This is a genomic window from Mesorhizobium sp. L-8-3, assembly GCF_016756615.1.
Lineage (GTDB): Bacteria > Pseudomonadota > Alphaproteobacteria > Rhizobiales > Rhizobiaceae.
This window is the reverse complement of record NZ_AP023262.1, coordinates 3,500,682-3,521,530: the sequence shown is the minus strand read 5'-3', so window position 1 is coordinate 3,521,530 and position 20,849 is coordinate 3,500,682. Positions and strand designations below refer to the sequence as shown.

Below are 20,849 nucleotides of genomic sequence, written 5' to 3'. Positions count from 1 at the left end.
TCCGAGCTTGGTCAAGTATTCTCTGCCCTTTCGGTTGCCCGGGCAAACGCGACCAGCTCGCAAGGAGGCGTTCAGATCAATGGATCTGAATTTGCTTATCAGGGCCTGCGGACGCGTGCTGGATTTCCACGCGATTGCGGCCGCCACGTTTCGCCGCGTAGAGCAACTGATCGGCGTGGCGATAGAGTTCGCTGAAGGAAGCATTCCGATCAAAAGTGACGCCGCCGACGCTCACGGAGAGCTTGCAGGATTTTCCGTTGAGGTTCAGTTCAGTGGCCGAAACCTCGACCCTGATACGCTCTGCGACCCTGCCTACGCGCTCGGGACTGACACCGGGCAAAAAGACGCTGAACTCTTCTCCGCCAATGCGGCCGACGAGGTCGAGGTCGCGCAATGTGCCCTTGATCGTGTGTGCGATGACCTTGAGCGCTTCATCACCGCACTCATGACCGAACACATCATTGATGTCTTTGAAGTGATCGACGTCGATAATCAGAAGCGCGCCGTGGTGGTCAGCCTTCTGGTCGGCGATGCGGTCAAGGTAGCGGTCCACCATGGCGGTGAAGGCCCGCCGGTTCAGGCATGAGGTGAGGGAATCGGTAGAGGCGACGATCATCAGCTCGCGATGCGCAATGGCAAGCTCGCGTTGCTTACTGAGGAGATAGAAAAAGAAGGGAGGGGCAAGAATGAGGGGGATGATCAGATTGTTGAGCGGCTTTTCACCCCATCTCCATGTGCCTGTCTCAAAGGAATAGCTGTCGATTGCAAATGCCACGGCGATGCAACAGAGCGTTCCGAGAAAGCTCAGCAGCACCACTCGTCCCCAGCCGAAGGCAGAAAAGTCCATTTCTTGCTTTCGAATGCCGGCAATCTTGCACACAGCCGCTCAAAAATACGCAACGGACTTTGGTCGCCAGCCCACGCCTAGAGAAGCAAACCCTCGCCTGGGGCGTTCACAAAGGAAGCGCCCGCCACCTCTTCAAGTGCCGGGCGCTTGAAGGCCCCTTGCGCACCAAGCCCGCTGCGTCAACTACGCTATCCGGGAACCTCTCGCGCTGACAGAACTCTGCTCGGCATGATCCCCAACAAAACCGCCTGCAGAGGAAATCTGTCGTGGTCGTGTGTCATTGCGGTCACAGTTTGATGGCCGCCGCACAGTCCTTCTCTGCTTGCGTGACCAGCCGGCGATAGACGGCTCGCTCCGGCCTTCCTCCGGCCCGATGCAGAGAGCCTCGAAGACCCGCGGCATCAGCGTCAGTGTCAGCGCTGATCGTCCTCGGCAGTGCGCCAGACCGGGTCGCCGAGCTCGGCCTGGACCTCCTCGACTAGACCTTTGGTGATCAGGCGCGCTTGGGCATTGTGCGAATGGCGCTCAGGGACGCGCTTCTAGAACGATATTGAACGGCGTCTCGGCGGCGCGACGGAAACGGGTAAAGCCACCGCTTGTCACCACCTGGCGCAATTTCGCCTCTCCGGCTTGCGCGCCAAGCCCGAGGCCGACTTCCTGAGAAAGAGACGCGGGCGTGCAGACGAAGGTAGAAGCGGCATAATAGACTCTTCCCACGGGATTGAGGTTGGCCGACAGATGATCATGCGCGAAGGGCTCGACGATCATCCACGTGCCATCTGGCTTCAGCGATACGTGGACGTGCGCTGCTGCCCCCTCCGGGTCTCCCATGTCGTGAAGACAGTCGAAGAAGGCCACAAGATCGTAGGTTCCTGGATAGGCCTTGGCCGACGCGACCTCGAACCGCGTGTTGCCAGAAACCCCGGCTTCTTCGGCCGCCTTACGCGCGCGCTCGATCGAAGGACCGTGATAGTCGAAGCCAACGAAGCGGGAACGCGGAAATGCGCGCGCCATGAGTATGGTTGACGCGCCGTGGCCGCATCCGACATCCGCTACTTCAGCGCCCAGTTCGAGCTTTTCGATCACACCGTCAAGGGAAGGTAACCAGGATTCGATCAAGTTGGCATTGTAACCCGGACGGAAGAACCGCTCCGTGCCGCGAAATAGGCAGGCGCTGTGTTCATGCCAAGCGACGCCTTTGCCGGAGCGAAACGCCTGACTTACCTTCTCCTCATCGAGCCACAAGGCGGATAGAACCTCGAATGCGCCCGCCATAAAGGCTGGGCTATCTTCATCCGCGAATACCAATTCCTGCTCTGGGCTAAGATAGAAGCGGTCGGTCATTTCCTCGTATTCTATGTAACCGGCCGCAGCCTGCCCAGAGAGCCATTCTCGGACTAGGCGTTCCTGAGTGCCGGTTCGCGCCGCAAGCTCGGCGGCGGTCATCTTGCCGCCCTCGCGCATAGCTGTGTACAGGCCTAGCCTATCCCCCAGCACCACCCCGGCGCCTGTCGCGATCGCTCCCAGATCACCCACCATCTTTCCCAGAAACGCGTCCAGCTTCTCCTGATTAGGCTGTGGCATGTGGATCTCCTGAATCCTCGGGACAGCGCGGCCTTCGACCGGACCTTGGTGCAGGGAGCACATCCGCCGGTTGACCTAGCGAATGCCACGCTGGCCCCTGTCTATAAGAAAATGCTAACATATTTGTGGCCGACGAACACTAGCCGGTCTGGTCCAAGGCGTTCGGTCTTCGTAGGCTCGACGGATGGTCGCGACTGAGCCTGCATTCTGAATCTCGCAGTTCAGGTCGAAGCGGCTGCGACAAGCCGAAAGCGCATGACTGCCTCTGGCGCTCCTTACTCTTCCGGAAAACAGTGTAGAGCCGGGTAGAATTCCAGCTTGGCTTTCTCGGTGCGGGTACCAAGTCACTGGCTGACCCCACGTTGCGGTGCAACAAGGATTTCCGCCTAAACTAATGAAACAACTTGGCTATTCGGGCGGAGTGAGCAAACTGCAAACGGTGGTTTGCAGTTTGAACACCCCCAGGATCAGCGCCATGAATTCGGCAGTCGCCTACTATCGCGTTTCCACTCAGCGACAGGGTCGATCAGGTCTCGGCCTGGAAGCGCAACGGACGGCTATCGCACGCTTCGCCGAGGCCGAAGGCTTAACGATCGCCCACGAGTTCACTGAAGTGGAAACCGGCAAGGGCGCCGATGCACTCGACCGGCGACCACAGCTTGCAGCAGCGCTGGCGACGGCCCGCCAAGCGAAATGCCCCGTCGTTGTCGCCAAGCTCGACCGGCTCTCTCGCGACGTAGCGTTCATATCCGGCCTGATGGTCCAGCGCGTTGCCTTTATCGTGGCCGAGCTTGGTTCCGATGCGGATCCGTTCATGCTGCACCTATACGCCGCTTTGGCCGAGAAGGAGCGGCGGCTGATATCGGAACGGACCAGAGCCGCCCTCGCCTCCCGCAAGCAAAGCGGGACCCGGCTCGGAAATCCGCGCAACACTGCCGACGCCGCCGCAAAGGGCCGAGAGGTTTCGATCCGGGAAGCACAGCGTTTCGCCGAGACCGTGCTTCCGATCGTGCACGCCATCCAACACTCTGGCGTGACAAGTCTCAGGGGCATTGCGACAGCGCTGAACAACCGTGGCGTCCGAACTGCGCGGGGCGGGCGATGGCAGGTATCGAACGTTCGGAACCTGATATCTAGGATCGGCGATCAGCTCTGACGAGCTTTTATAGCCGGGAACTAACTCTCTCGTTACGTGCCCCCCGGTTCACAAGCCATTACTTGAAAAGCAGCAGCAACAACAGGAATGCGATTCCCGACGCGGCAAACCGCAGCGAGGACAGAAGGTTGATCACTCGTTCGTCCTTGACCTTCAACGGGCCGTGATGAGCGCGGGTGGGTCGGCAGGGATAGGTTCTTCGGGGTTCACACGATGTGTCCGGCGGTTTCGTCTTGTGAAACCTCCTCGGCTCGGGCGCCGTATCTCGGGTCAATGCATCAGAGACGAGGAGGCTTCAAGTGCCAAGCTATAGCGATAACCCGGGCGAGATTTCGGTCGTGCCCCGATTCTCGGAACCCGATTTCTCGGTGACGACGTCCCCCCGGGCGTAGACAGATTGGGAGGCGATGATGCTGTGCGCATGCAATGCCGCCACGGGTGGCGGTGAGTTTAGGACGATCACGATGCCCCTGAGCGAAGAACTGAGCGCGATAGCCAAATTTTTCCCGACGTTCTCCAGGTCGAGGAAGGAGATGGCGGGCATCGCGGAGTCGGATCTGATGATCCATCGCTTCGTCGGTTCGTCGAACGGAGTTCCGCTCGACTCGGCGCGGCTCTATTCGGTCGCCATGGACGACTGCCCGGATCAGGGAGCCAAGCGTCGCTTCATCGGCGATGTCGGCGGAGAACGGTTCGACTACACGATTGAGGGGACCGGCTCGGGCGATATGCTTCGGCTCTCCGTCGAGTTCCACGAGCCGAGGGTGCCGGGCCTGGATGTGCTGACCCTCGACTACGACGTGCGCCGGCGCTGGCTGGTCGCGACCGAGCCGAACCTGCTCGATCTGCCCGACGAGAAGTTCCATCCGCTGACCCCGGCTGAGACGATGGTCTTCCTCGCGAGCGACGATCCCGAAAGCTACGATCTCAAGTGCCTGCTCAGCATTGTCCTCAGCGTGGGCGGCATCTGCGCCCTCTTCTTCCTTGCCGGCGGTCCGAACCCGGTGACGATCGCGGCCTTCATCCTCTGCGCCGGGCCCGCTTTCACGGCTGCGTTCGTGGGATGCAAGAAGAAGCCGGCGGCCTGACCAAGCTAGTCCCGGCTACAGTGCCTTTCGCCGAGGGGCATCTATCGGCGCCCTGCTTGTCGGTTGACGCCAATTCTGTTCTCCTGCCTCATTCCACAGGAGGAGAGGTTATTGGAATGGCTCGAAAGAAAGCGCCCTGTCCGGTCTGCAAGCAGCCTGCACAGCAGTCGGCCGTACGCAACGGTGACTACGGCGAAGTGACGTGCTCCGATTGCGGCCAGTTTCGCTTGTCTCGAACACTGCAGCAGCTGTTTGCGCAGCATCCGATGGCGGTGCGACGGCAGTCACTGGCTCGCGCGCGGCTCCGTGCTCCGTACGGTTCAGTGCCGCTTGTCACCACCTACGATCTGCCGTAGTCCCGGACCTCCTGCAACTGATTGCATGGCATCAACCGGGCGGCGATCTCGAGCAGAGCGCCATGCCAGCATTGTCCGCGTTTGCTGTGAAGTTGGTCCCGACGGCCCCGGGCTACGGCCGGTTTTCCGTGAAGACCACAGTCCCATCATCGCGCACTTGAAACACCGAGATTCCGAGGCTTCGAAGGGCCGCCCATATTCGACCGACGTGGATGTCAAACCACCTCGATGACGGGATCGCGATGGCAAACCTGTCACCCGGGATACCGTCCTGGAACCTCCATCCGGCGGTCATCAGGAATGCGGCTCCAGTCCTGACCCAGGCCGTGTTGGTGGAGTCTACGCCGTTGTGAGATCCGCCTTTTGCTTCAATAAGCCAGCGCTCACCTGACGAGGATCTGAGCGCAGTTATGTCGAATCCCCGTCGCCCCGCGGGGATTGCCTTGACGTCCGAATAGCCGTTGACCTTCAACCACACCTCGACCGCGTCGACTACCGCTTGTTCCTTGAGTGGCATTTCGGTCCCTTCCGTTCCTGACAAAGATACTGGCAGAGACGAAGGGTATCTGTCACCCGGTTGTGGCGTTGGGTCTCGTCGATCGCTTGGAGCCTTGGGAATACCGCAAGCAGCGGCGGCAGCCGGGGCTTTAGTCATCCCGCCAGACTGGGACACGCTTGATCTTGATCGCTGCCAACCGCCGGATGCGAAGCCCGACCGCCTCGCTGCCCGTCGGTATGAACGCTTTCACCTCGAGAATGCCGTGATCCGTGCCACCCTCGCACTTCATCCGCAGAATCAGCGAATCGACGTCGACATCGCCGAATATCTGGATCAGATCATCCGGGCGGTAGTGGTTGACGCGCTTGCAGTATGCGCACCTGACCCGCACGAGCTGCATATGCTCGTTCAATCTCGACAGGGGGAATTCCCCTTTCTTCGGCCAATAGGGTTCCGGCACGCTGAGCCTCCGCCAGTTTCAGATATCGCGCCGCTCCATCGGAGATATTCGCCTCCCTACCCTCCTGACAAGCCCCGGATTGACTCTTTGTTCTCTTTTTGTTCACATGATAGCCGCACGGGTTTTCCGAGGAGAATGTCATGCAACAGGCTGTCACCATCACGATACCCAGAGCCACACCTGCCGAAATCCAGCGGGGCGTCCAAGCAGCAATGGCCGAGTTTGAACGGGCCGGCATCCAGCCGCTCGCCGCGGCGATCGGGCTCTCCAAGCGCGAGGCATGGGACCTGAGCGGATTTAACGATGAGTTCGAAATCACGAAGTCTGAACTCGCCGCTGCGAAGGTATGGGATCGCGCCGACCACGCAGCGCGCGATGCCGCGTGCTCAGCGTGGCCGGACGATCGAACGAAGCCCAGTCACGCCGATCTGGCGCTAGTCACCGACCCTGAGACCCAGTTGGCCGATCGCGACACCGCGTTGTCGATGATCCGCGCACGCATCAACGCTGTCGACGGCACCCCCGGTCAACTCGATACCCGCGTCTTTGTCCTCGCCGCCAGGCTCGCCGGAAACGTTGAGGACAGGTTGAGAGCGCGGGACTTGGTCGATGCAGTGGCTATGGCCTATACCGATCTGCGATGTGCCGGGCGCGTGTCGGGGATGTCGATCGAAATCGCCCGCAAGCGAGCGTTGGGCGCTGTCGATGAGCTGGAGCGGGCTGGGACGCTGACTACACATTGACCAAGAGGAGGGATCGCCCGTGTGCAATCTGTACAATCTGACGACGACGCAGCGGGCGATCCTCGAATGGACCAAGGCAATGCGGGACCTCACCGGCTTCAACGAACCGAGCCGCGACGTCTATCCCAACTTCCTGGCGCCCGTCGTCCGCGTCGGCGAGGATGGCCAGCGCGAGATCGTGCCGCTGCAGTGGGGCATGCCGACGCCACACGATAGGGTCAGAGGCAAAGCCGATTACGGCACCACCAACATCCGCAATCCGCAGTATGCGCACTGGCGGCCATATCTCGAAGTTGCCAATCGCTGCATTGTGCCGGTGACGAGTTTCGCGGAGCCGTCGCCCACACCCGGCGACAAGGACCCCGAAACCGGCGTCCAGCGGAACTATTGGTTCGCGCTCAATCCGGATCGGCCACTGTTCTTCTTCGCCGGGCTATGGACCAAATGGCGCGGCGTTCGCAAGGTTCGGGACGGAGAGCAGGATTTCGAGCTCTTCGGCTTCTTCACCACCAACCCGAATGGCGTTGTGAAACCGATCCACGAAAAGGCAATGCCGGTGATCCTCACCACGCAAGAGGAGATCGACACCTGGTTGCGCGCGCCGTGGAGCGAGGCCAAGGCCCTGCAGCGTCCCCTCCCTGACGATCAACTTGTGATCGTCGACAAGCCGGCGACGCAGATCAAATATCCCGCAGCTACGGCGCAGGGCTCGCTGCTGTAGATGTCGGACGATCCGCTGTCGCCTCGACCGGCCAAGATAGGTTTGATGCACGCCCTGCGCCAGAGCAGGGTAAGGAAGATGGCAGATCGGTTGGGAGGACGGCATGTCGACAAGCGAAGCTGAACACGAGCTTGCAGAACTGCTCCAGCAGCGTGAGCGGCAGACGAAGGCTCTTGCCAACAACCTAAAGGACTGGAGTCCGTCAGATGGGCAGGCTGCGCGGAACCACTATATTGCGCACAACACCGTTGCCGAGGAATTGGGCGTATTCGAAAGCGAGCGAGGCGCCTTCGCGAACCCGCCCTTCAACGAAGAACGGAAGAAGGGCTTGCTTGTTCGCGGTCGATCGGACGCCCTCGAAGCGAAACTGAACTCGGCCCAGACGCTCGACGCTACTCTGCGCGTGGAGACACTCCTGACGAAATTACTGTGGCTGTCAGCAGCGACTTTAGGTGTGACCATCATCATCGCTGTGAAACTACTGTTCCTCTAAGCCTCGGCGGCAACGCAGACGCACCCGGCTCACGGTCGCCCGCGCCTATACGTCGGACTCGACGCCGCCTGCGGCCGGAATTCGATTCCGCCAATGGCAAGCTCAGATCAGGCGACAGGGTCATCACCCGATGGGAGGTAACCAGGCGGTGGGAAGACGGCACCGTCACGCTGACGCACCCCTACGCCAAGGCGGCGTGGACCCTATGCGACGGGGGACGGAATGAACGTGCCGGGGGTTTAACGTGCAACGGCCTGAGACCGCTGTTTCGGCCGATTTTTTTTATGCAAACCGCGTTTCGCTGTGGGGTTGGTCCCGACGGCCCTGGAAATATCAGTTAGCCCATCAGATCGGCGCTTGTATCAATCCTGCGCCGCGGTCGATCTCGCGCGTGTCTGGGGCGAAACCTTCCGTTTTGGCTGATTCCAATATCGCCTTCGACACCGAACTGCTCGTAACAACCGTCTTCGGATTGCGATCCCTCAAAGCTTGCCACCAGAGCGCTGCGACACCAGCAACGTAGGCACAGGCTGGGCTAGTTCCGGATATTTTTTGCAGGCCCCCACCTAACTGGGCTGCAGTGCAATCAACGCCAGGTGCGCACAAGGTAGGGTGCGAGTTTGAAAACACTGCCACTTGATTGCCAACATCCGTCGGCGCTATCGCTCCGACCGACATAACTCCCCTTGCCACCGATACCGGCGATGTCATCGCCGCACGCCACCTCTCTGTACTTTCGTTTCCTGACGGCGCAACGATGAGCGCGCCTTTCCCAATTGTCGAGATCGAGACGCTGAGTCGCTCGTAAACGCGCAATAGTTGAATAGTACTTCTAAGAGCAATAGAGGTTGCGACTGTCGGATCATGTCCCGAATCTATTAGTCTGCGAGCATAGCTTGGATAGTCAAATCCTATCGAAACACAAATAATATCTACCCGACCGTTATCATATGACGATACCCACTGGAGTGCCCTTACCAAGTCCTCTTGCTTTCCTGCTCCTCGGTCATCAAGGACCTTGGCGACTAGCATTTCCCTAACGCCACGCGCTACTCCATAACGTTCATTTCTAATGTCGCGTCCAGCGATCAAACTAGCTACAAAGGTTCCATGGCCCTGATTGTCGCCGTTGCCAGAGCCGGTAAAATCTTTTTGGATGAGCTTCATTCCTCGAAAAGCCGGATGAGTGGCTTCTATTCCGGTGTCGAGCACTGCGACAACAGTTCCTTGCCCGTCAAACGGCGTTTCACTCGTCCGAAGCGCGCGCAATCCCCAGTTCGTTGCCAGTGACCTGCGCCTGCTTTTGGGAGGGGCAATATTATTCTGAATGATCTCCACGGGACTGTCTTGAGCACCAGTGCTCTCTGTCTCGATGCCACTCTCACTATAGAGCGCCCGGAGACTGACGATCTCCGTGCTTAACTCTCGATAGGCTTTTCGTTCTAACTCCGCTTCACGAAGCCGGTTTTCCTGTTCTTTTGCACGCAAGTGCATCTCTTCGTCGGCCTTGATACTGGCCTCGATAAAGGCGCGATCTGCAGTCGGGACATCCTCTCCGTCTGTTTCAAGAAAGCTCTTTGCTCGCTCCAATGGCCTGCCGGTCAGGAGCGCAGTGCTTGCCTTGCCTTGGTCCTCCCAATCCTTCCGATCGTTCTCGTTAAGCGCTATCCAAGCATAAAAGGCACGGCGGGACACAATCCAGTCTCGCAGCTTCTGCCAACCTGTGAAGAGGGCTTCGTGGGCGACTTCGGCCGTGGCCTTGCCATCGCGTTCTCCGGTGACCACGGTTCGCAGCTCGGAGCCCGCGAGTTCAGCGACGAACGAACGCTCAGGTTCGGTCAATTCCTCAAGAAGAGCTGTGCGGCGTGTAGCTTCGCCCTGCAGGGGGACGTAGGCCAAACGGACGCAAAAGAGTCGCCTTAGCAGGGGCTCCTCAGATGCACGCGCTTTTACAAATCCGTCGGCCCGCTCGCCCAATTTCAGGGTCACATCGACGCCCTCCTTGAGCGGTCTTGACCACTGAAGGGTGGGTTTGCCGCGTGCCTGCATCTCCTTCCACAGGATATCGAGGGTGTCGGACAGTAGCGGCAGCCCGCCAGGTTGCGCGCGCGTCGCCTCGATAAGTGCCTCGTCAAGGCCAGGCTCGAAAGCAACATCGAGCGCTTTGGCCGGCCGCCGGACCACCTCGGAGAGCCCCTCAGGTGAAAGCGGAGCAATGTCGATCTGCTGCTTTGCGGCATGCAACGGGGCATCCGCCTGCAGCCGGCCGAGAAAGTCCGAGCGGGCGCTCATTATGACGACAATACGAGGATGGCGGGCAGCGATTGCCACGAGCTCCGAGAAGCGGCGTGCCTCCTTTTGCGCTTGCGTCTCTTTGGTGGTGTTATCCTGGCCAGGCTCCCGGCCGCCTCTTGTATAAAGCTCCTCGCCCTGGTCGATATAGAGAAGATAGCGTGATGGTTGGTCGCCCTTTTCTTTTGAAAGAAAGGCATCGAGGGCTTCGACCAGACCGTCGAGGCTGTCGCCTTTGAGGAGCAGCTCTCGCCAGCTGTTGGTCTCTTCTCTGAACTTCGCCTCTTTCGGGTCATGCCATTGACGAAGAAAGGCTCCGGCAAGGCTGCGCAAAGGCTCCGGCCCTGGCGTTAAGATCAGGCGCGGCCAGGTGCGGCTTTGAGACAACTGTGCAGGCCAAGGCTTGCCGCCGCGCAAGCTCTGCCGGTCGAGAGCAGCGAAGATGCCAGCAAAAACCAGCGAGCTCTTACCGACTCCTGAGGCGCCCAAGGCAAGGAAGAGCTTAGATGGGTTTTCCGCCAAGGTCGCAATGAAGCGCGCGATGTCATCGTCGCGGCCGAACAGGAAGTTGGCATCCTGCTCGCGCACCACCTGAAGGCCCCGGTAGGGATTGAGGCTTTGCCAAAGCGGTGGCTCGGAGCGAACGGGACTAGCAGGTTCCAGTTTGCTGGCGTCGATCTCAATTCCAAGGGCGTTTGCGATTTCAGCGAGATAGCGGTTCTTGGGACGCGCTTCATAGGCCTTCGAGGCAAGCTCAATGATCCAACCTTCAGCCTGCGCTCCCTCTATCAGCTTGAATACGGCGTCTGGAAGCGGATCATTTCCTCCCGCATAGAAATTGAGATGCCTGTCGAGTTCCTCGCGCAAGAACAAACTCAACGCGTCGCTTTGGACAAAAGCGGATTGCAATCCAGTTCGAAAAACCTTGATCTGCGATCCGTCAAGATCCAACATCAGCTAGCTCCAATGAACTAACACGAGAAATGACCCCGCCAGTCGTAATAACGCTAGTTTGCTCCGTTCTCCGGCTGCTGCTCGCATGCCGCTTTCGCTATCACACTGTCCCTGCCCTGCCGTTTTATCCGGGCCATGGTTACTAGGGAGCTCGAGAAATGTCCAACGCATCCGTTGAGGAAAGGACTAGACGGCTTTTCTCGCAAATCGTCCGGGCAACCCGGGGCGGACGCGAAGCGCTCGAAGCCACCAGCAGTTTTGAGGCCGCGGCAAGAAACTACGATGCCGATCAACTTATCGAACGGCTGAAACGTCTTCCTGATCGCTTGCCAGCGTTGGATATGGCTGATCCTCAATCCACGAAGGACGCCGCCGAAGCAGTGTCGCGCTTTGTCAAAGGCGGAATCGAGAAGGTGCGCCGCGGAGATCTCGGCTCAGTCTCTGAGGCAGAGTTGGCCTCGTTAGAGGCTGTGGTTTGCGCTGACGGATCAAGACCCACGCTCCTGTTGCGCGACGGCCAGGTGCCCCTCGATCACCCCATGATCGGCGATTGGCATGACGTGATCGGGCCTTTGCAGGAGCAAATCGTCACCGCCGCCTCAGCCGTGTGTCGGGTTCAGCCGGCAGGTGGTTCGTCAGAGGTCTATTTCGGGACCGGCTTTCTCGTAGATCGGGATGAGGCTCTTGTTCTGACAAACCAACATGTGCTCGGAGCTGTCCTTGCGCGGTCTTCCACCAAGTGGGAGCGGGTTGGCCCGGACTACCGCATTTATGAAGGCGTTTTTGCAGAATTTGGCGGCGAAGCCGATCGTCCTGAGTCAAAACTCTTTAAAGTGGTTCAGGCGCGTCCCACGCCTGCCGAGGGACTAGACGTTTCGCTGCTAAAACTCGAAGCAGTTCCAACGTCACCTGATCTGCCTCCGGCGTTAACGCTCGACATGAGCTCTGAGAAGGCGGATGGCTCGCTTATCTCGCTTTGCGCGATAGGCTTCCCTGGCCCACCTGGTGCTACGTTCGGGCTCCATAGCGGGGTTGATTTCGGCTGGGTGCACAATCAGTTGTTTGGGGGTCGCTACGGGTTGAAGCGTCTTGCACCAGGCAAGGTGCATCGTCCGATCAGTACGGTGAGTAACGAACTCAAGAAGTGGGTCTTCGGCCACGACCTCACGACGCTTCGTGGCAGCTCAGGATCGCCCATGATTGCCTGGCTCGATGGCGGCCGCGCATTCGGCATCCATTTCTCGGGTGTCACAGCTGAAAGCAACTTCGCACATTCTGCCTTTGCGGCCCGGGACGTTCTGCAGGCATTCTTAGAGCCTGGGATCCAATGACTTAAGCCCAATTGCCGAGCTCCCGGCGACTGGCCAGCTTATATGGAATGCCAGTCGCGGTATCAAACGTCCTCCTTCGTGGGCTCGCTGCCTACGAGCTATTCGGGACTACCGACACTCCCACGATAGTCAAAGCCGCCTTGGCGGATTAGGCGAACAATATTGGAGATCGGGACGCCCTCATTGGACTTGCCCGCCTCTTCAAGCTCAGTAGCATCCTTTTGGCCACTTTGATGCAGGCCGATAAGCTCCATGGCGGCGTTGAAAACCGGCGCTCCGGACGAGCCTTTCAGGGTATTCACATTGTAGCTGAACCTGTTGCCGCCATGGTTGATGCCGACCTGATCTCCAATTGCGAGCTTCAAGACGGCCCCTTGCGGGTGCTGCCAAACAAACAATTGCTGTCCATTCTGACCTAGGGGCTGCCGCTCATTCATGCTGAACCAGCCACGAAGTGGAACGCTCTCGTCGCTAGATCCGCCAAGCCTTTCCGACCCGATACGAGACTCAAGACGCAAAAGACAGAAGTCTAGTTCATCGGGCGCCGGATCTGGAGCGCTTATCTCATCCTCGCGATCACCGGGAGGACTACTTGCAACGAGCCACGCCTCCCTTTTGAGGCGGCATTCCAATCCTTTGTTGATCGGAGATCCATCCCTCCTTGCAGCGTAGTCAAAACGGCAGACTACATCCTCTGCCCGTACCTCTCCTTGGATCGCCTGGCTCACTACATGATGATTGGTTAGCACAAGGTCTGGACCCACCAGGAAGCCTGTTCCATTCTTTGCCACACCTTCCACTTTGCAAATTCGTGCGGGATACTCCACCGCAAGCTTCCAAAGCTGCGCCGAGTCGATGAACGGCCTTTTCGGATTGATAAGGTCTTGCAATTCCTGAATTGCAGGAGGCCGCCTTTTACCATCCTGTGGGAGCGGCCGTTCATTTGTCACCTCGCTGCCAAAAAGCGCTGTGCCGAGCTCCATCGCAATCTGCTCAATTTCCGGATGATTCCTGCGGGTGCGATATGCAGCGAGGACAAGCGGTTTGACCCAGCCCTCGGCCTCGGCTCCCTCGATGACACTGAAGATGGCATCCGGAAGAGGCACGTTCCCGGCGTAGTCGGTAAGCCGCTTGTCGAGCTGCTCCCTCAAGAACATAGCGAAACGCGCCGGCTGAGGATAACCCTTCTGCAGGCCTCGGCGGAGCGTTTCGATTTGCTCGCCTGTGAGGTCGGTCATGTCGAGGACTTTCCTTGCTCCGGCCTGTCAACGCGCATTGAAGTGACCGTCCGTGCAGGTGTTAGATCCGGTTTGGCTGCGCCAGCTCGGCCATCCACAGCAGGTCCTCGCGCCCTCGTACCAGACACGACGCTGACGCCTATCGGGTATCGAGTTTCGGCGCATGCGCACATGCTTGAATGCTCTGTTGGCTCCCGGTGGGAAGGTCGCCTCCCGCGGTCGCGATGGCAGGATGGGAACGCCGCCGTGCGACAGCGAGGTTAGCGGGAGCTGTATGCACGGCGGCCGGAGAGCCAAACTAGTGTATCTCATGTTCGCTTAGCAAACTAGCGCTATTGCGACTGGCGGGGTACATGTCCCTTGTTAGTTCATTGGAGCTAGCTGACATTGGATCTCCACGGGTCACAGATCAAGGTTTTTCGGACTGGATTGCAATCCGCTTTTGTCGGAAGCGACGCGTTGGATTTATTCCTGCGCGAGGAACTCGACAAACACCTCAATTTCTATGCGGGAGGAGATGACCCGTTTCCAATCGCGGCATTCAAGCTGATCGAGGGTGCGCAGGCCGAAGGCTGGCTCAGTGAGCTCGTATCGAAAGCCTATGAAGCGCGCCCCAAGAACCGGAAAATCGCTGACATCGCGAAGGCCATCGGAATTGAGATCGACATCAGCGCACTTGAGCCCGCTGGTCCTGTTCGTCGTGAGCCGCCACTTTGGCAAATCCTCAATCCCTACCGGGGCCTTCAGGTGGTGCGCGAGCAGGATGCCAACTTCCTGTTCGGCCGCGATGATGACATCGCGCGCTTTATTGCGACGTTGGCGGAAAACCCATCTAAGCTGTTCCTTGCCTTCGGCGCCTCAGGAGTTGGTAAGAGCTCGCTCATTTTTGGTGGCATCTTTGCTGCTCTCGACCGGCAGAGCTTGCGCGGCGGCAGGCCTTGGCCTGCGCAGTTGTCTCAAAGCCGCACCTGGCCGCGCCTGAGCTTAGCGCCAGGGCCGGAGCCGTTGCGCAGCCTTGCCGGAGCCTTTCTTAGCCAGTGGCTTGACCCGAAAGAGGCGAAGTTCAGAGAAGAGACCAACAGCTGGCGAGAGCTGCTCCTCAAAGGCGACAGCCTCGATGGTCTGGTCGAAGCCCTCGATGCCTTTCTTTTACAAAAGAGGGGTGACCGGCCACCACGCTACCTTCTGTATATCGATCAGGGCGAGGAACTCTATACAAGAGGTGGCCGGGAGCCTGGCCACGATAACACAGCCAAAGAGACCCAAGCGCAAAAGGAGGCGCGCCGTTTCTCGGAGATCCTGGCAGACGCTGCCCGCCATCCCCGGCTCGTCGCCATTATGAGCGCTCGCTCGGACTTTCTCGGCCGGTTGCAGGCGGACGCCCCCTTGCATGCCATAAAGCAGCAGATCGACATTGCGCCGCTTTCGCCGGAGGGGCTCTCCGAGGTGGTCCGGCGGCCGGCCAAGGCGCTCGATGTTGCTTTCGAGCCTGGCCTTGACGAGGCGCTTATCGAGGCGACGCGCGCGCAACCCGGCGGCCTGCCGCTACTGTCCGACACCCTCGGTATCCTTTGGAAGGAGATGCAAGCGCGCGGCAAACCAATCCTTGTGTGGTCAAGGCCACTAAAGAAGGGCGTCGATGTGGCCTTGAAATTGGGCGAGCGCGCTGACGGTTTTGTGAAGGCGCGTGCATCTGAGGAGGCCCTGCTGAGGCGGCTCTTCTGCGTCCGGTTGGCCTACGTTCCCCTGCAGGGCGAAGCTACCCGCCGCACGGCTCTTCTTGATGAACTGACAGAACCTGAGCGTGCGTTCGTCGCCGAACTTGCGGGCCCTGAGCAGCGAATCGTGGTCACCGGAGAACGCGACGGCAGGGCCACGGCCGAAGTCGCGCACGAAGCCCTCTTCACAGGTTGGCGGAAGCTACGAGACTGGATTGTGTCCCGCCGTGCCTTCTATGCCTGGATAACGCTTAACGAGAACGATCGGAAGGATTGGGAGCACCAAGGCAAGGTAAGCTCCGCCCTCCTGACCGGCAGGCCTTTGGAACGAGCAAGGAGTTTTCTTGAAATAGACGGGGAGGACATCCCGACCTCAGATCGTGCCTTCATCGAGGCCAGCATCAAGGCTGACGAAGAGGCGCGGCGCGTCGCAGCAGAAGAGCAGCGGAAAAAGGTCGACGCGCTGAAGGCGCTGGCCGAGGAGCAAAAGCGGCGGGCCGAGGCAGAGAGCCAGCGTGCAGCCGAGCAGCAGAGAGTGGCAGAGATACAGAAAAAACTAGCGATAGAGGCGAGTTGGCGTGCTGATGCGCAGCGGAAACAGGCCGATGAGGCTCGTCATCGGGCACGCGTCACACGACGGGAGCTGGTCGCAGTGAGCATTGCGGCTTTCCTTGCCGTCTTGGGGGCGGTCTATGGATACTGGCAGGCTAATCTGGCGGAGGACGCTCGAGTGGATGCCGTGGCCGCAGCAGAGGAAGCGAACCGCCAGCGGGGGGAGGCCGACCGACAGAAAGCAGAAGCAGAAGCAAAGGCCACGAAAGCGAAGCTGAACGAAACGATCAGCCTCGCCGCCCTGTCGCATGTTGCCGAATCGGAAGGATCGCCTGTGGCGGCGATTAAGTTGGCCCTTGCCGCGTGGCCGCGCCGCGGTGACGAGGGGCGGCCAGCTCTCCTGCGCACGATCAATAGCCTAGATCTGGCGTTTCAGGATTTCGGCCAAAGTTTGCTTCTCCGTGGCCACAAGGGGTCAGTTGGATCCGGTATGTTCTCAGCAGACGGCAGTCGCATCCTCACCGCCTCATCTGATCATACGGCGCGGGTCTGGGATGCCGCTACCGGCGAGCAGTTAATGCTGCTCAAGGGCCATGAGGACAGGGTCTCGTCTGCTGCCTTCTCCCCGGACGGCACGCGCGTCGTCACCGCATCCAATGACAGGACCGCGCGAGTCTGGGATGCTATCACTGGTGACCAAGTGGCGCTGCTCAAGGGCCATGAGGACAGGGTCTTGTCCGCTGCTTTCTCCCCGGACGGGAGGCGCGTCGTCACCGCAGCCGATGACAAAACCCCTCGGGTCTGGGATGCCGCAACCGGTGCACAGCTCGCGGTGATGAAAGGGCATGAGGGTTACGTCCGTTCGGCAGCGTTCTCCTCGGACGGCAGCCGCATCGTCACCGCAGCCGATGACAAAACCGCGCGGGTCTGGGATGCTGTCACTGGTGAACAACTGGCTCTGCTCAAGGGTCATGCGGATACGGTCTGGTCCGCAGCCTTCTCCCCCGACGGGAGGCGCATCGTCACCGCAGCCGATGACAAAACCGCGCGGGTCTGGGATGCTGTTACTGGTGACCAGGTTGCGCTGCTCAAGGGCCATGAGAGCAGCGTCTCGTCCGCTGCCTTCTCCCCGAACGGCACGCGCGTCGTCACCGGATCGTGGGACGACACCGCACGGGTCTGGAATGCTGCCACCGGCGCCCAGCTCGCGTTAATGAAGGGGCATAAAAAAGCCCTCCGTTCGGCAGCGTTCTCGCCGGACGGCAAGCGCATCATCACCGCGTCGTGGGACAACACCGGACGCGTCTGGGATAGTGCCACCGGCACCCAGCTCGCGCTAATGAAGGGGCATCAGAATATCGTACGTTCGGCCGCGTTCTCGCCGGACGGCAAGCGCATCATCACCGTGTCCGGCGACGAAACGGCAAGAGTTTGGGATGCTGCCACCGGCACCCAGCTGACCGTGCACGATAGCGGGGGCTGGTCCGCTGCCTTTTCGCCGGACGGCGCACGCATCGTCACTACTGCGTCAACAGATAACGGCGCGTGGGTGTTGGAGACCGCCACTGGCGTCCAGCTCGCGGCGTTGAAAGGTCACGACGACTGGATCTCGTCTGCTGCCTTCTCCCCGGACGGCAGGCGCATCGTCACAGCCTCCGATGACAAAACCGCGCGGGTCTGGGATGCTGTCACTGGTGACCAGGTGGCGCTGCTCAAGGGCCATGAGGACAGGGTCTCGTCTGCTGCCTTCTCCCCGGACGGCACGCGCGTCGTCACCGCATCCAATGACAGGACCGCGCGAGTCTGGGATGCTATCACTGGTGACCAAGTGGCGCTGCTCAAGGGCCATGAGGATACGGTTGCGTCTGCAGCCTTCTCCCTGGACGGCAGCCGCATCGTCACAGCCTCCGACGACAAAACCGCGCGGGTCTGGGAAGCTGTTACTGGTGACCAGGTCGCGCTGCTCAAGGGCCATGAGAGCAGCGTCTCGTCCGCTGCCTTTTCGCCTGCAGGAACGCGCATCATCACTGCTTCCAACGACGAGACCGCACGCGTCTGGGATGCCACCACCGGCGCCCAGCTCGTGCTGCTGGAGGGGTTTGAGTACAACGTCACCTCAGCCGCCTTTTCCCCCAACGAAACGTGGATCGTTATGCCCGCGTTCGCTAACTCCACGGCCGTGGTCTGGGACGTCGGCACCGGCGACCAGCTCACGATGCTGATCGGACACACAGACATAATTAAATCGGCCGTCTTCTCGCCAGACGGGACACGCATCGCAACCTCATCCTACGACCACACCGCGCGCATCTGGGATACCGCCACCGGCGCCCAGCTCGCGGCGTTGAGTGGACACATGGGTCCCGTCAACATCGCCGTCTTCTCGCCGGACGGCACGCGCGTCCTCACCGCATCGTCTGACAGTACCGCGCGGGTGTGGGACACCGCCCTCCCGACAGGCGACGCGTTTCAGGTCGCGTGCGCATGGCTCGGCAACGACACCGGTCTCTCCGACGTCCAAAGACGCTATGGCCTCGACAAGCTACCGCCAATCTGCGGCGATCGTCCGCCGATGCCAGTCGATCAGGCGAACTTGCAGTAGACTCACTGTGGCGCAAGAACGTCGAGGTAGGGCACGACAATTGCTCGGCGCCTCCCGCACAGATCCCGGCGAGCCGCGAACGCGGCGAAATCAAACGCGGAGCCTCGAGCGGCCAGAGGCAAAGGTCTATTAGCCACTCCGTTCAAGTCGGAAAAATGGAGAATGTTGGATTCCAGGTCCCTGCCCTCTACCATCCATTTTCGCTAACCGTTCTCCCGCGCCGCTTACAACGGTTTAAAAGCCCGGGAAACGTGGGGTTTTCGCCACAGACCTGTTTACCTCCCATCCGCCGGATACCCCCAATTTTCGTTCTCTTGTGGCCCGAAATTCTCCGGACCTGTTGACTGTTTGTCGCTTAGACGAACGTGTGGCCCGTATGTTTCGAGTCGTTGGTGCATATCCGTCAAGAAGCGGGCCTGCCACGTATTCAACCGGCCGCTTGTCAGGGCTTATCCTGCTCTTTGATTCACTGATTTCCTCGATGGAAAAGATCATCGGATTGTTACCACCGTCATGTCGCCCCCTGGCGAAAACAACGCGACGATAGAATAGAGCAGGAATGAATTCACAACATGGGTTCGGTAATCCGCGCAACCATCCTGGCAGGCTGCTCAGCGCGCCTGCTGACCTGCTATCGGTGCTCGGTCAAGTATTCTCTGCCCTTTCGGTTGCCCGGGGCAGACAATACCAGCTCGCAAGGAGACGTTCAGATCAATGAATCTGAATTTGCTTATCAGAGCCTGCAGACGCGTGCTGGATTTCCACGCGATTGCGGCCGCCGCGTTTCGCCGCGTAGAGCAACTGATCGGCGTGGCGATAGAGTTCGCTGAAGGAAGCATTCCGATCAAAAGTGACGCCGCCGACGCTCACGGAGAGCTTGCAGGATTTTCCGTTGAGGTTCAGTTCAGTGGCTGAAACCTCGACCCTGATACGCTCTGCGATCCTGCCTACGCGCTCGGGACTGACGCCGGGCAAAAAGACGCTGAACTCTTCTCCGCCAATTCGGCCGACGAAGTCGGGGTCGCGCAATGTGCCCTTGATCGTGCGTGCGATGGCCTTGAGCGCTTCATCACCGCAATCGTGACCGAACACGTCATTGATGTTTTTGAAGTGATCGACGTCGATAATCAGAAGCGCGCCGTGGTGGTCAGCCTTCTGGTCGGCGATACGGTCAAGGTAGCGGTCCACCATGGCGGTGAAGGCCCGCCGGTTCAGGCAAGAGGTGAGGGAATCGGTGGAGGCGACGATCATCAGCTCGCGATGCGCAATGGCAAGCTCACGTTGCTTACTGAGGAGGTAGAAAAAGAAAGGAGGGGCAAGAATAAGGGGGATGATCAGGTTGTTGAGGGGCTTTTCGCCCCATCTCCATGTGCCTGTCTCAAAGGAATAGCTGTCGATTGCAAACGCCACGGCGATGCAGCAGAGCGTTCCGAGAAAGCTCAGCAGCACCACTCGTCCCCAGCCGAAGGCAGAAAAGTCCATTCCTTGCTCCAGCGCAGGCCTGAAGGAACAAACCCTCGCTTGGGCGTCGCAAAGGATACGCCCGCCACTATTCTCAAGTGCCGGGCGCCTAAGCCCTGTCAGGCCCGCTGCATCAATTAAGCTATCCGGAAACCTCTTGCGCTGACAGAACTCCGCAGGGAATGATCCCCAACAAACCGCCTGCGGAGGGAATCTCTCGTCGTGTGTGTCATTGCGGCCACAGTTTAAGCGCGCCGCACAGTCCTTCTCTGCTTGCGTAGCCCCGTGCTTGCCTGTCGAGCCGGCGATAGACCGCTCGATAGCCTCTTCGCCATGCAGACTTCCTAACCAGTGTAGACTGGTTTCCCCACCGCAATACCCATCCTTCCCAGAAAACAGCAAAGCACAAATGACGGTCACGGTCGAATTAGAGACAATCGAACCTGTAGAGATCTTTTGCAGCGCAACAAAAGCCGAGATCCTGCTTGGTGATCTTCACCACGCAAGAGATCGACACCTGGTTACGCGCGCCGTGGTCCGAGGCCAAGGCCCTGCAGCGGCCTCTCCCCGACGATCAGCTCGTGATCATCGACAAGCCGGCCACACAGATCAAATACCCGGCCGCCGCGGCGCAAGGTTCGTTGTTGTAGCAGGTTGATCGTCAAGAGCATGACCATCCGCTGCAGCGTGCGGACATAGCTCCCTGGGCGACCGGCATAGCAACGATCGATCTGTCAGGTAGGCCAGATTTGAT

14 protein-coding genes and 1 pseudogene are annotated in these 20,849 nt (G+C 59.6%); 8 read left to right on the top strand and 7 right to left on the bottom strand.

What is annotated here, in order from left to right; genetic code table 11:
- Window positions 1-76 precede the first annotated feature (76 nt).
- Both JN302_RS16400 and JN302_RS16395 read right to left on the bottom strand, forming a co-directional pair.
- A complete protein-coding gene (locus JN302_RS16400; RefSeq protein ID WP_202333696.1) occupies window positions 77-847 on the bottom strand; it encodes a GGDEF domain-containing protein in 771 nt (256 codons plus the stop codon).
- Between the two features lie 525 nt (window positions 848-1,372).
- Window positions 1,373-2,431: a class I SAM-dependent methyltransferase gene (locus JN302_RS16395; protein ID WP_202333693.1), complete on the bottom strand. Its 1,059-nt coding sequence runs from the start codon at window positions 2,429-2,431 to the stop codon at window positions 1,373-1,375.
- 475 nt (window positions 2,432-2,906) lie between these two features.
- Between JN302_RS16395 and JN302_RS16390 the strand changes: the two genes are divergently transcribed.
- The gene (locus tag JN302_RS16390; RefSeq protein WP_202334310.1) at window positions 2,907-3,587 is read left to right on the top strand and encodes a recombinase family protein; all 681 of its coding nucleotides are present in this window, start codon (window positions 2,907-2,909) and stop codon (window positions 3,585-3,587) included.
- A 533-nt stretch (window positions 3,588-4,120) separates the two neighbouring features.
- Window positions 4,121-4,675 (top strand): hypothetical protein, encoded by a 555-nt coding sequence (locus tag JN302_RS16385; RefSeq protein ID WP_202333691.1) that lies wholly within the window; start codon window positions 4,121-4,123, stop codon window positions 4,673-4,675.
- A gap of 468 nt (window positions 4,676-5,143) precedes the next feature.
- Here JN302_RS16385 and JN302_RS16380 read toward each other — a convergent pair whose 3' ends face one another.
- Both JN302_RS16380 and JN302_RS16375 read right to left on the bottom strand, forming a co-directional pair.
- On the bottom strand, window positions 5,144-5,548 hold the full coding sequence (locus JN302_RS16380) for a hypothetical protein (protein ID WP_202333689.1): 405 nt from the start codon (window positions 5,546-5,548) through the stop codon (window positions 5,144-5,146).
- 130 nt (window positions 5,549-5,678) lie between these two features.
- Complete coding sequence (locus JN302_RS16375) at window positions 5,679-5,990, bottom strand: hypothetical protein (protein WP_202333687.1); 312 nt, start codon at window positions 5,988-5,990, stop codon at window positions 5,679-5,681.
- 140 nt (window positions 5,991-6,130) lie between these two features.
- Here JN302_RS16375 and JN302_RS16370 point away from each other — a divergent pair, with 140 nt between their 5' ends.
- From JN302_RS16370 to JN302_RS16360, 3 genes are all read left to right on the top strand, one after another.
- Window positions 6,131-6,733 carry a hypothetical protein gene (locus JN302_RS16370; protein ID WP_202333685.1) on the top strand — a complete coding sequence of 201 codons (603 nt, stop codon included), beginning with the start codon at window positions 6,131-6,133 and terminating at the stop codon, window positions 6,731-6,733.
- Between the two features lie 19 nt (window positions 6,734-6,752).
- The gene (locus tag JN302_RS16365; RefSeq protein WP_202333683.1) at window positions 6,753-7,454 is read left to right on the top strand and encodes an SOS response-associated peptidase; all 702 of its coding nucleotides are present in this window, start codon (window positions 6,753-6,755) and stop codon (window positions 7,452-7,454) included.
- A gap of 103 nt (window positions 7,455-7,557) precedes the next feature.
- On the top strand, window positions 7,558-7,947 hold the full coding sequence (locus JN302_RS16360; RefSeq protein ID WP_202333681.1) for a hypothetical protein: 390 nt from the start codon (window positions 7,558-7,560) through the stop codon (window positions 7,945-7,947).
- Window positions 7,948-8,292: 345 nt separating this feature from the next.
- Here the strand turns inward: JN302_RS16360 and JN302_RS16355 are convergent, their stop codons facing one another.
- Window positions 8,293-11,193, bottom strand: a complete 2,901-nt coding sequence (locus tag JN302_RS16355) for an nSTAND1 domain-containing NTPase (RefSeq protein WP_202333679.1) — start codon at window positions 11,191-11,193, stop codon at window positions 8,293-8,295.
- Window positions 11,194-11,351: 158 nt separating this feature from the next.
- On the opposite strand from JN302_RS16355, the gene JN302_RS16350 reads away from it, so the two are divergent.
- On the top strand, window positions 11,352-12,524 hold the full coding sequence (locus tag JN302_RS16350) for a trypsin-like serine peptidase (RefSeq protein ID WP_202333677.1): 1,173 nt from the start codon (window positions 11,352-11,354) through the stop codon (window positions 12,522-12,524).
- 98 nt (window positions 12,525-12,622) lie between these two features.
- Here JN302_RS16350 and JN302_RS16345 read toward each other — a convergent pair whose 3' ends face one another.
- Window positions 12,623-13,762 carry a trypsin-like peptidase domain-containing protein gene (locus JN302_RS16345; protein WP_202333675.1) on the bottom strand — a complete coding sequence of 380 codons (1,140 nt, stop codon included), beginning with the start codon at window positions 13,760-13,762 and terminating at the stop codon, window positions 12,623-12,625.
- A 387-nt stretch (window positions 13,763-14,149) separates the two neighbouring features.
- Between JN302_RS16345 and JN302_RS16340 the strand changes: the two genes are divergently transcribed.
- Complete coding sequence (locus JN302_RS16340) at window positions 14,150-18,634, top strand: nSTAND1 domain-containing NTPase (protein ID WP_202333673.1); 4,485 nt, start codon at window positions 14,150-14,152, stop codon at window positions 18,632-18,634.
- Between the two features lie 711 nt (window positions 18,635-19,345).
- On the opposite strand, the gene JN302_RS16335 is transcribed toward JN302_RS16340, so the two are convergent.
- A complete protein-coding gene (locus tag JN302_RS16335; protein WP_202313499.1) occupies window positions 19,346-20,116 on the bottom strand; it encodes a GGDEF domain-containing protein in 771 nt (256 codons plus the stop codon).
- A gap of 482 nt (window positions 20,117-20,598) precedes the next feature.
- Between JN302_RS16335 and JN302_RS16330 the strand changes: the two are divergent.
- Window positions 20,599-20,745 (top strand): annotated as a pseudogene (locus JN302_RS16330) (SOS response-associated peptidase); the annotation flags it as partial.
- Window positions 20,746-20,849 lie beyond the last annotated feature (104 nt).

Bases quoted from the DNA above. Each gene is read 5' to 3' on its own strand.
- JN302_RS16400 (WP_202333696.1), bottom strand. From the start codon at position 847: ATGGACTTTTCTGCCTTCGGCTGGGGACGAGTGGTGCTGCTGAGCTTT.
- JN302_RS16395 (WP_202333693.1), bottom strand. From the start codon at position 2,431: ATGCCACAGCCTAATCAGGAGAAGCTGGACGCGTTTCTGGGAAAGATG.
- JN302_RS16390 (WP_202334310.1), top strand. From the start codon at position 2,907: ATGAATTCGGCAGTCGCCTACTATCGCGTTTCCACTCAGCGACAGGGT.
- JN302_RS16385 (WP_202333691.1), top strand. From the start codon at position 4,121: ATGGCGGGCATCGCGGAGTCGGATCTGATGATCCATCGCTTCGTCGGT.
- JN302_RS16380 (WP_202333689.1), bottom strand. From the start codon at position 5,548: ATGCCACTCAAGGAACAAGCGGTAGTCGACGCGGTCGAGGTGTGGTTG.
- JN302_RS16370 (WP_202333685.1), top strand. From the start codon at position 6,131: ATGCAACAGGCTGTCACCATCACGATACCCAGAGCCACACCTGCCGAA.
- JN302_RS16360 (WP_202333681.1), top strand. From the start codon at position 7,558: ATGTCGACAAGCGAAGCTGAACACGAGCTTGCAGAACTGCTCCAGCAG.
- JN302_RS16355 (WP_202333679.1), bottom strand. From the start codon at position 11,193: ATGTTGGATCTTGACGGATCGCAGATCAAGGTTTTTCGAACTGGATTG.
- JN302_RS16350 (WP_202333677.1), top strand. From the start codon at position 11,352: ATGTCCAACGCATCCGTTGAGGAAAGGACTAGACGGCTTTTCTCGCAA.
- JN302_RS16345 (WP_202333675.1), bottom strand. From the start codon at position 13,762: ATGACCGACCTCACAGGCGAGCAAATCGAAACGCTCCGCCGAGGCCTG.
- JN302_RS16335 (WP_202313499.1), bottom strand. From the start codon at position 20,116: ATGGACTTTTCTGCCTTCGGCTGGGGACGAGTGGTGCTGCTGAGCTTT.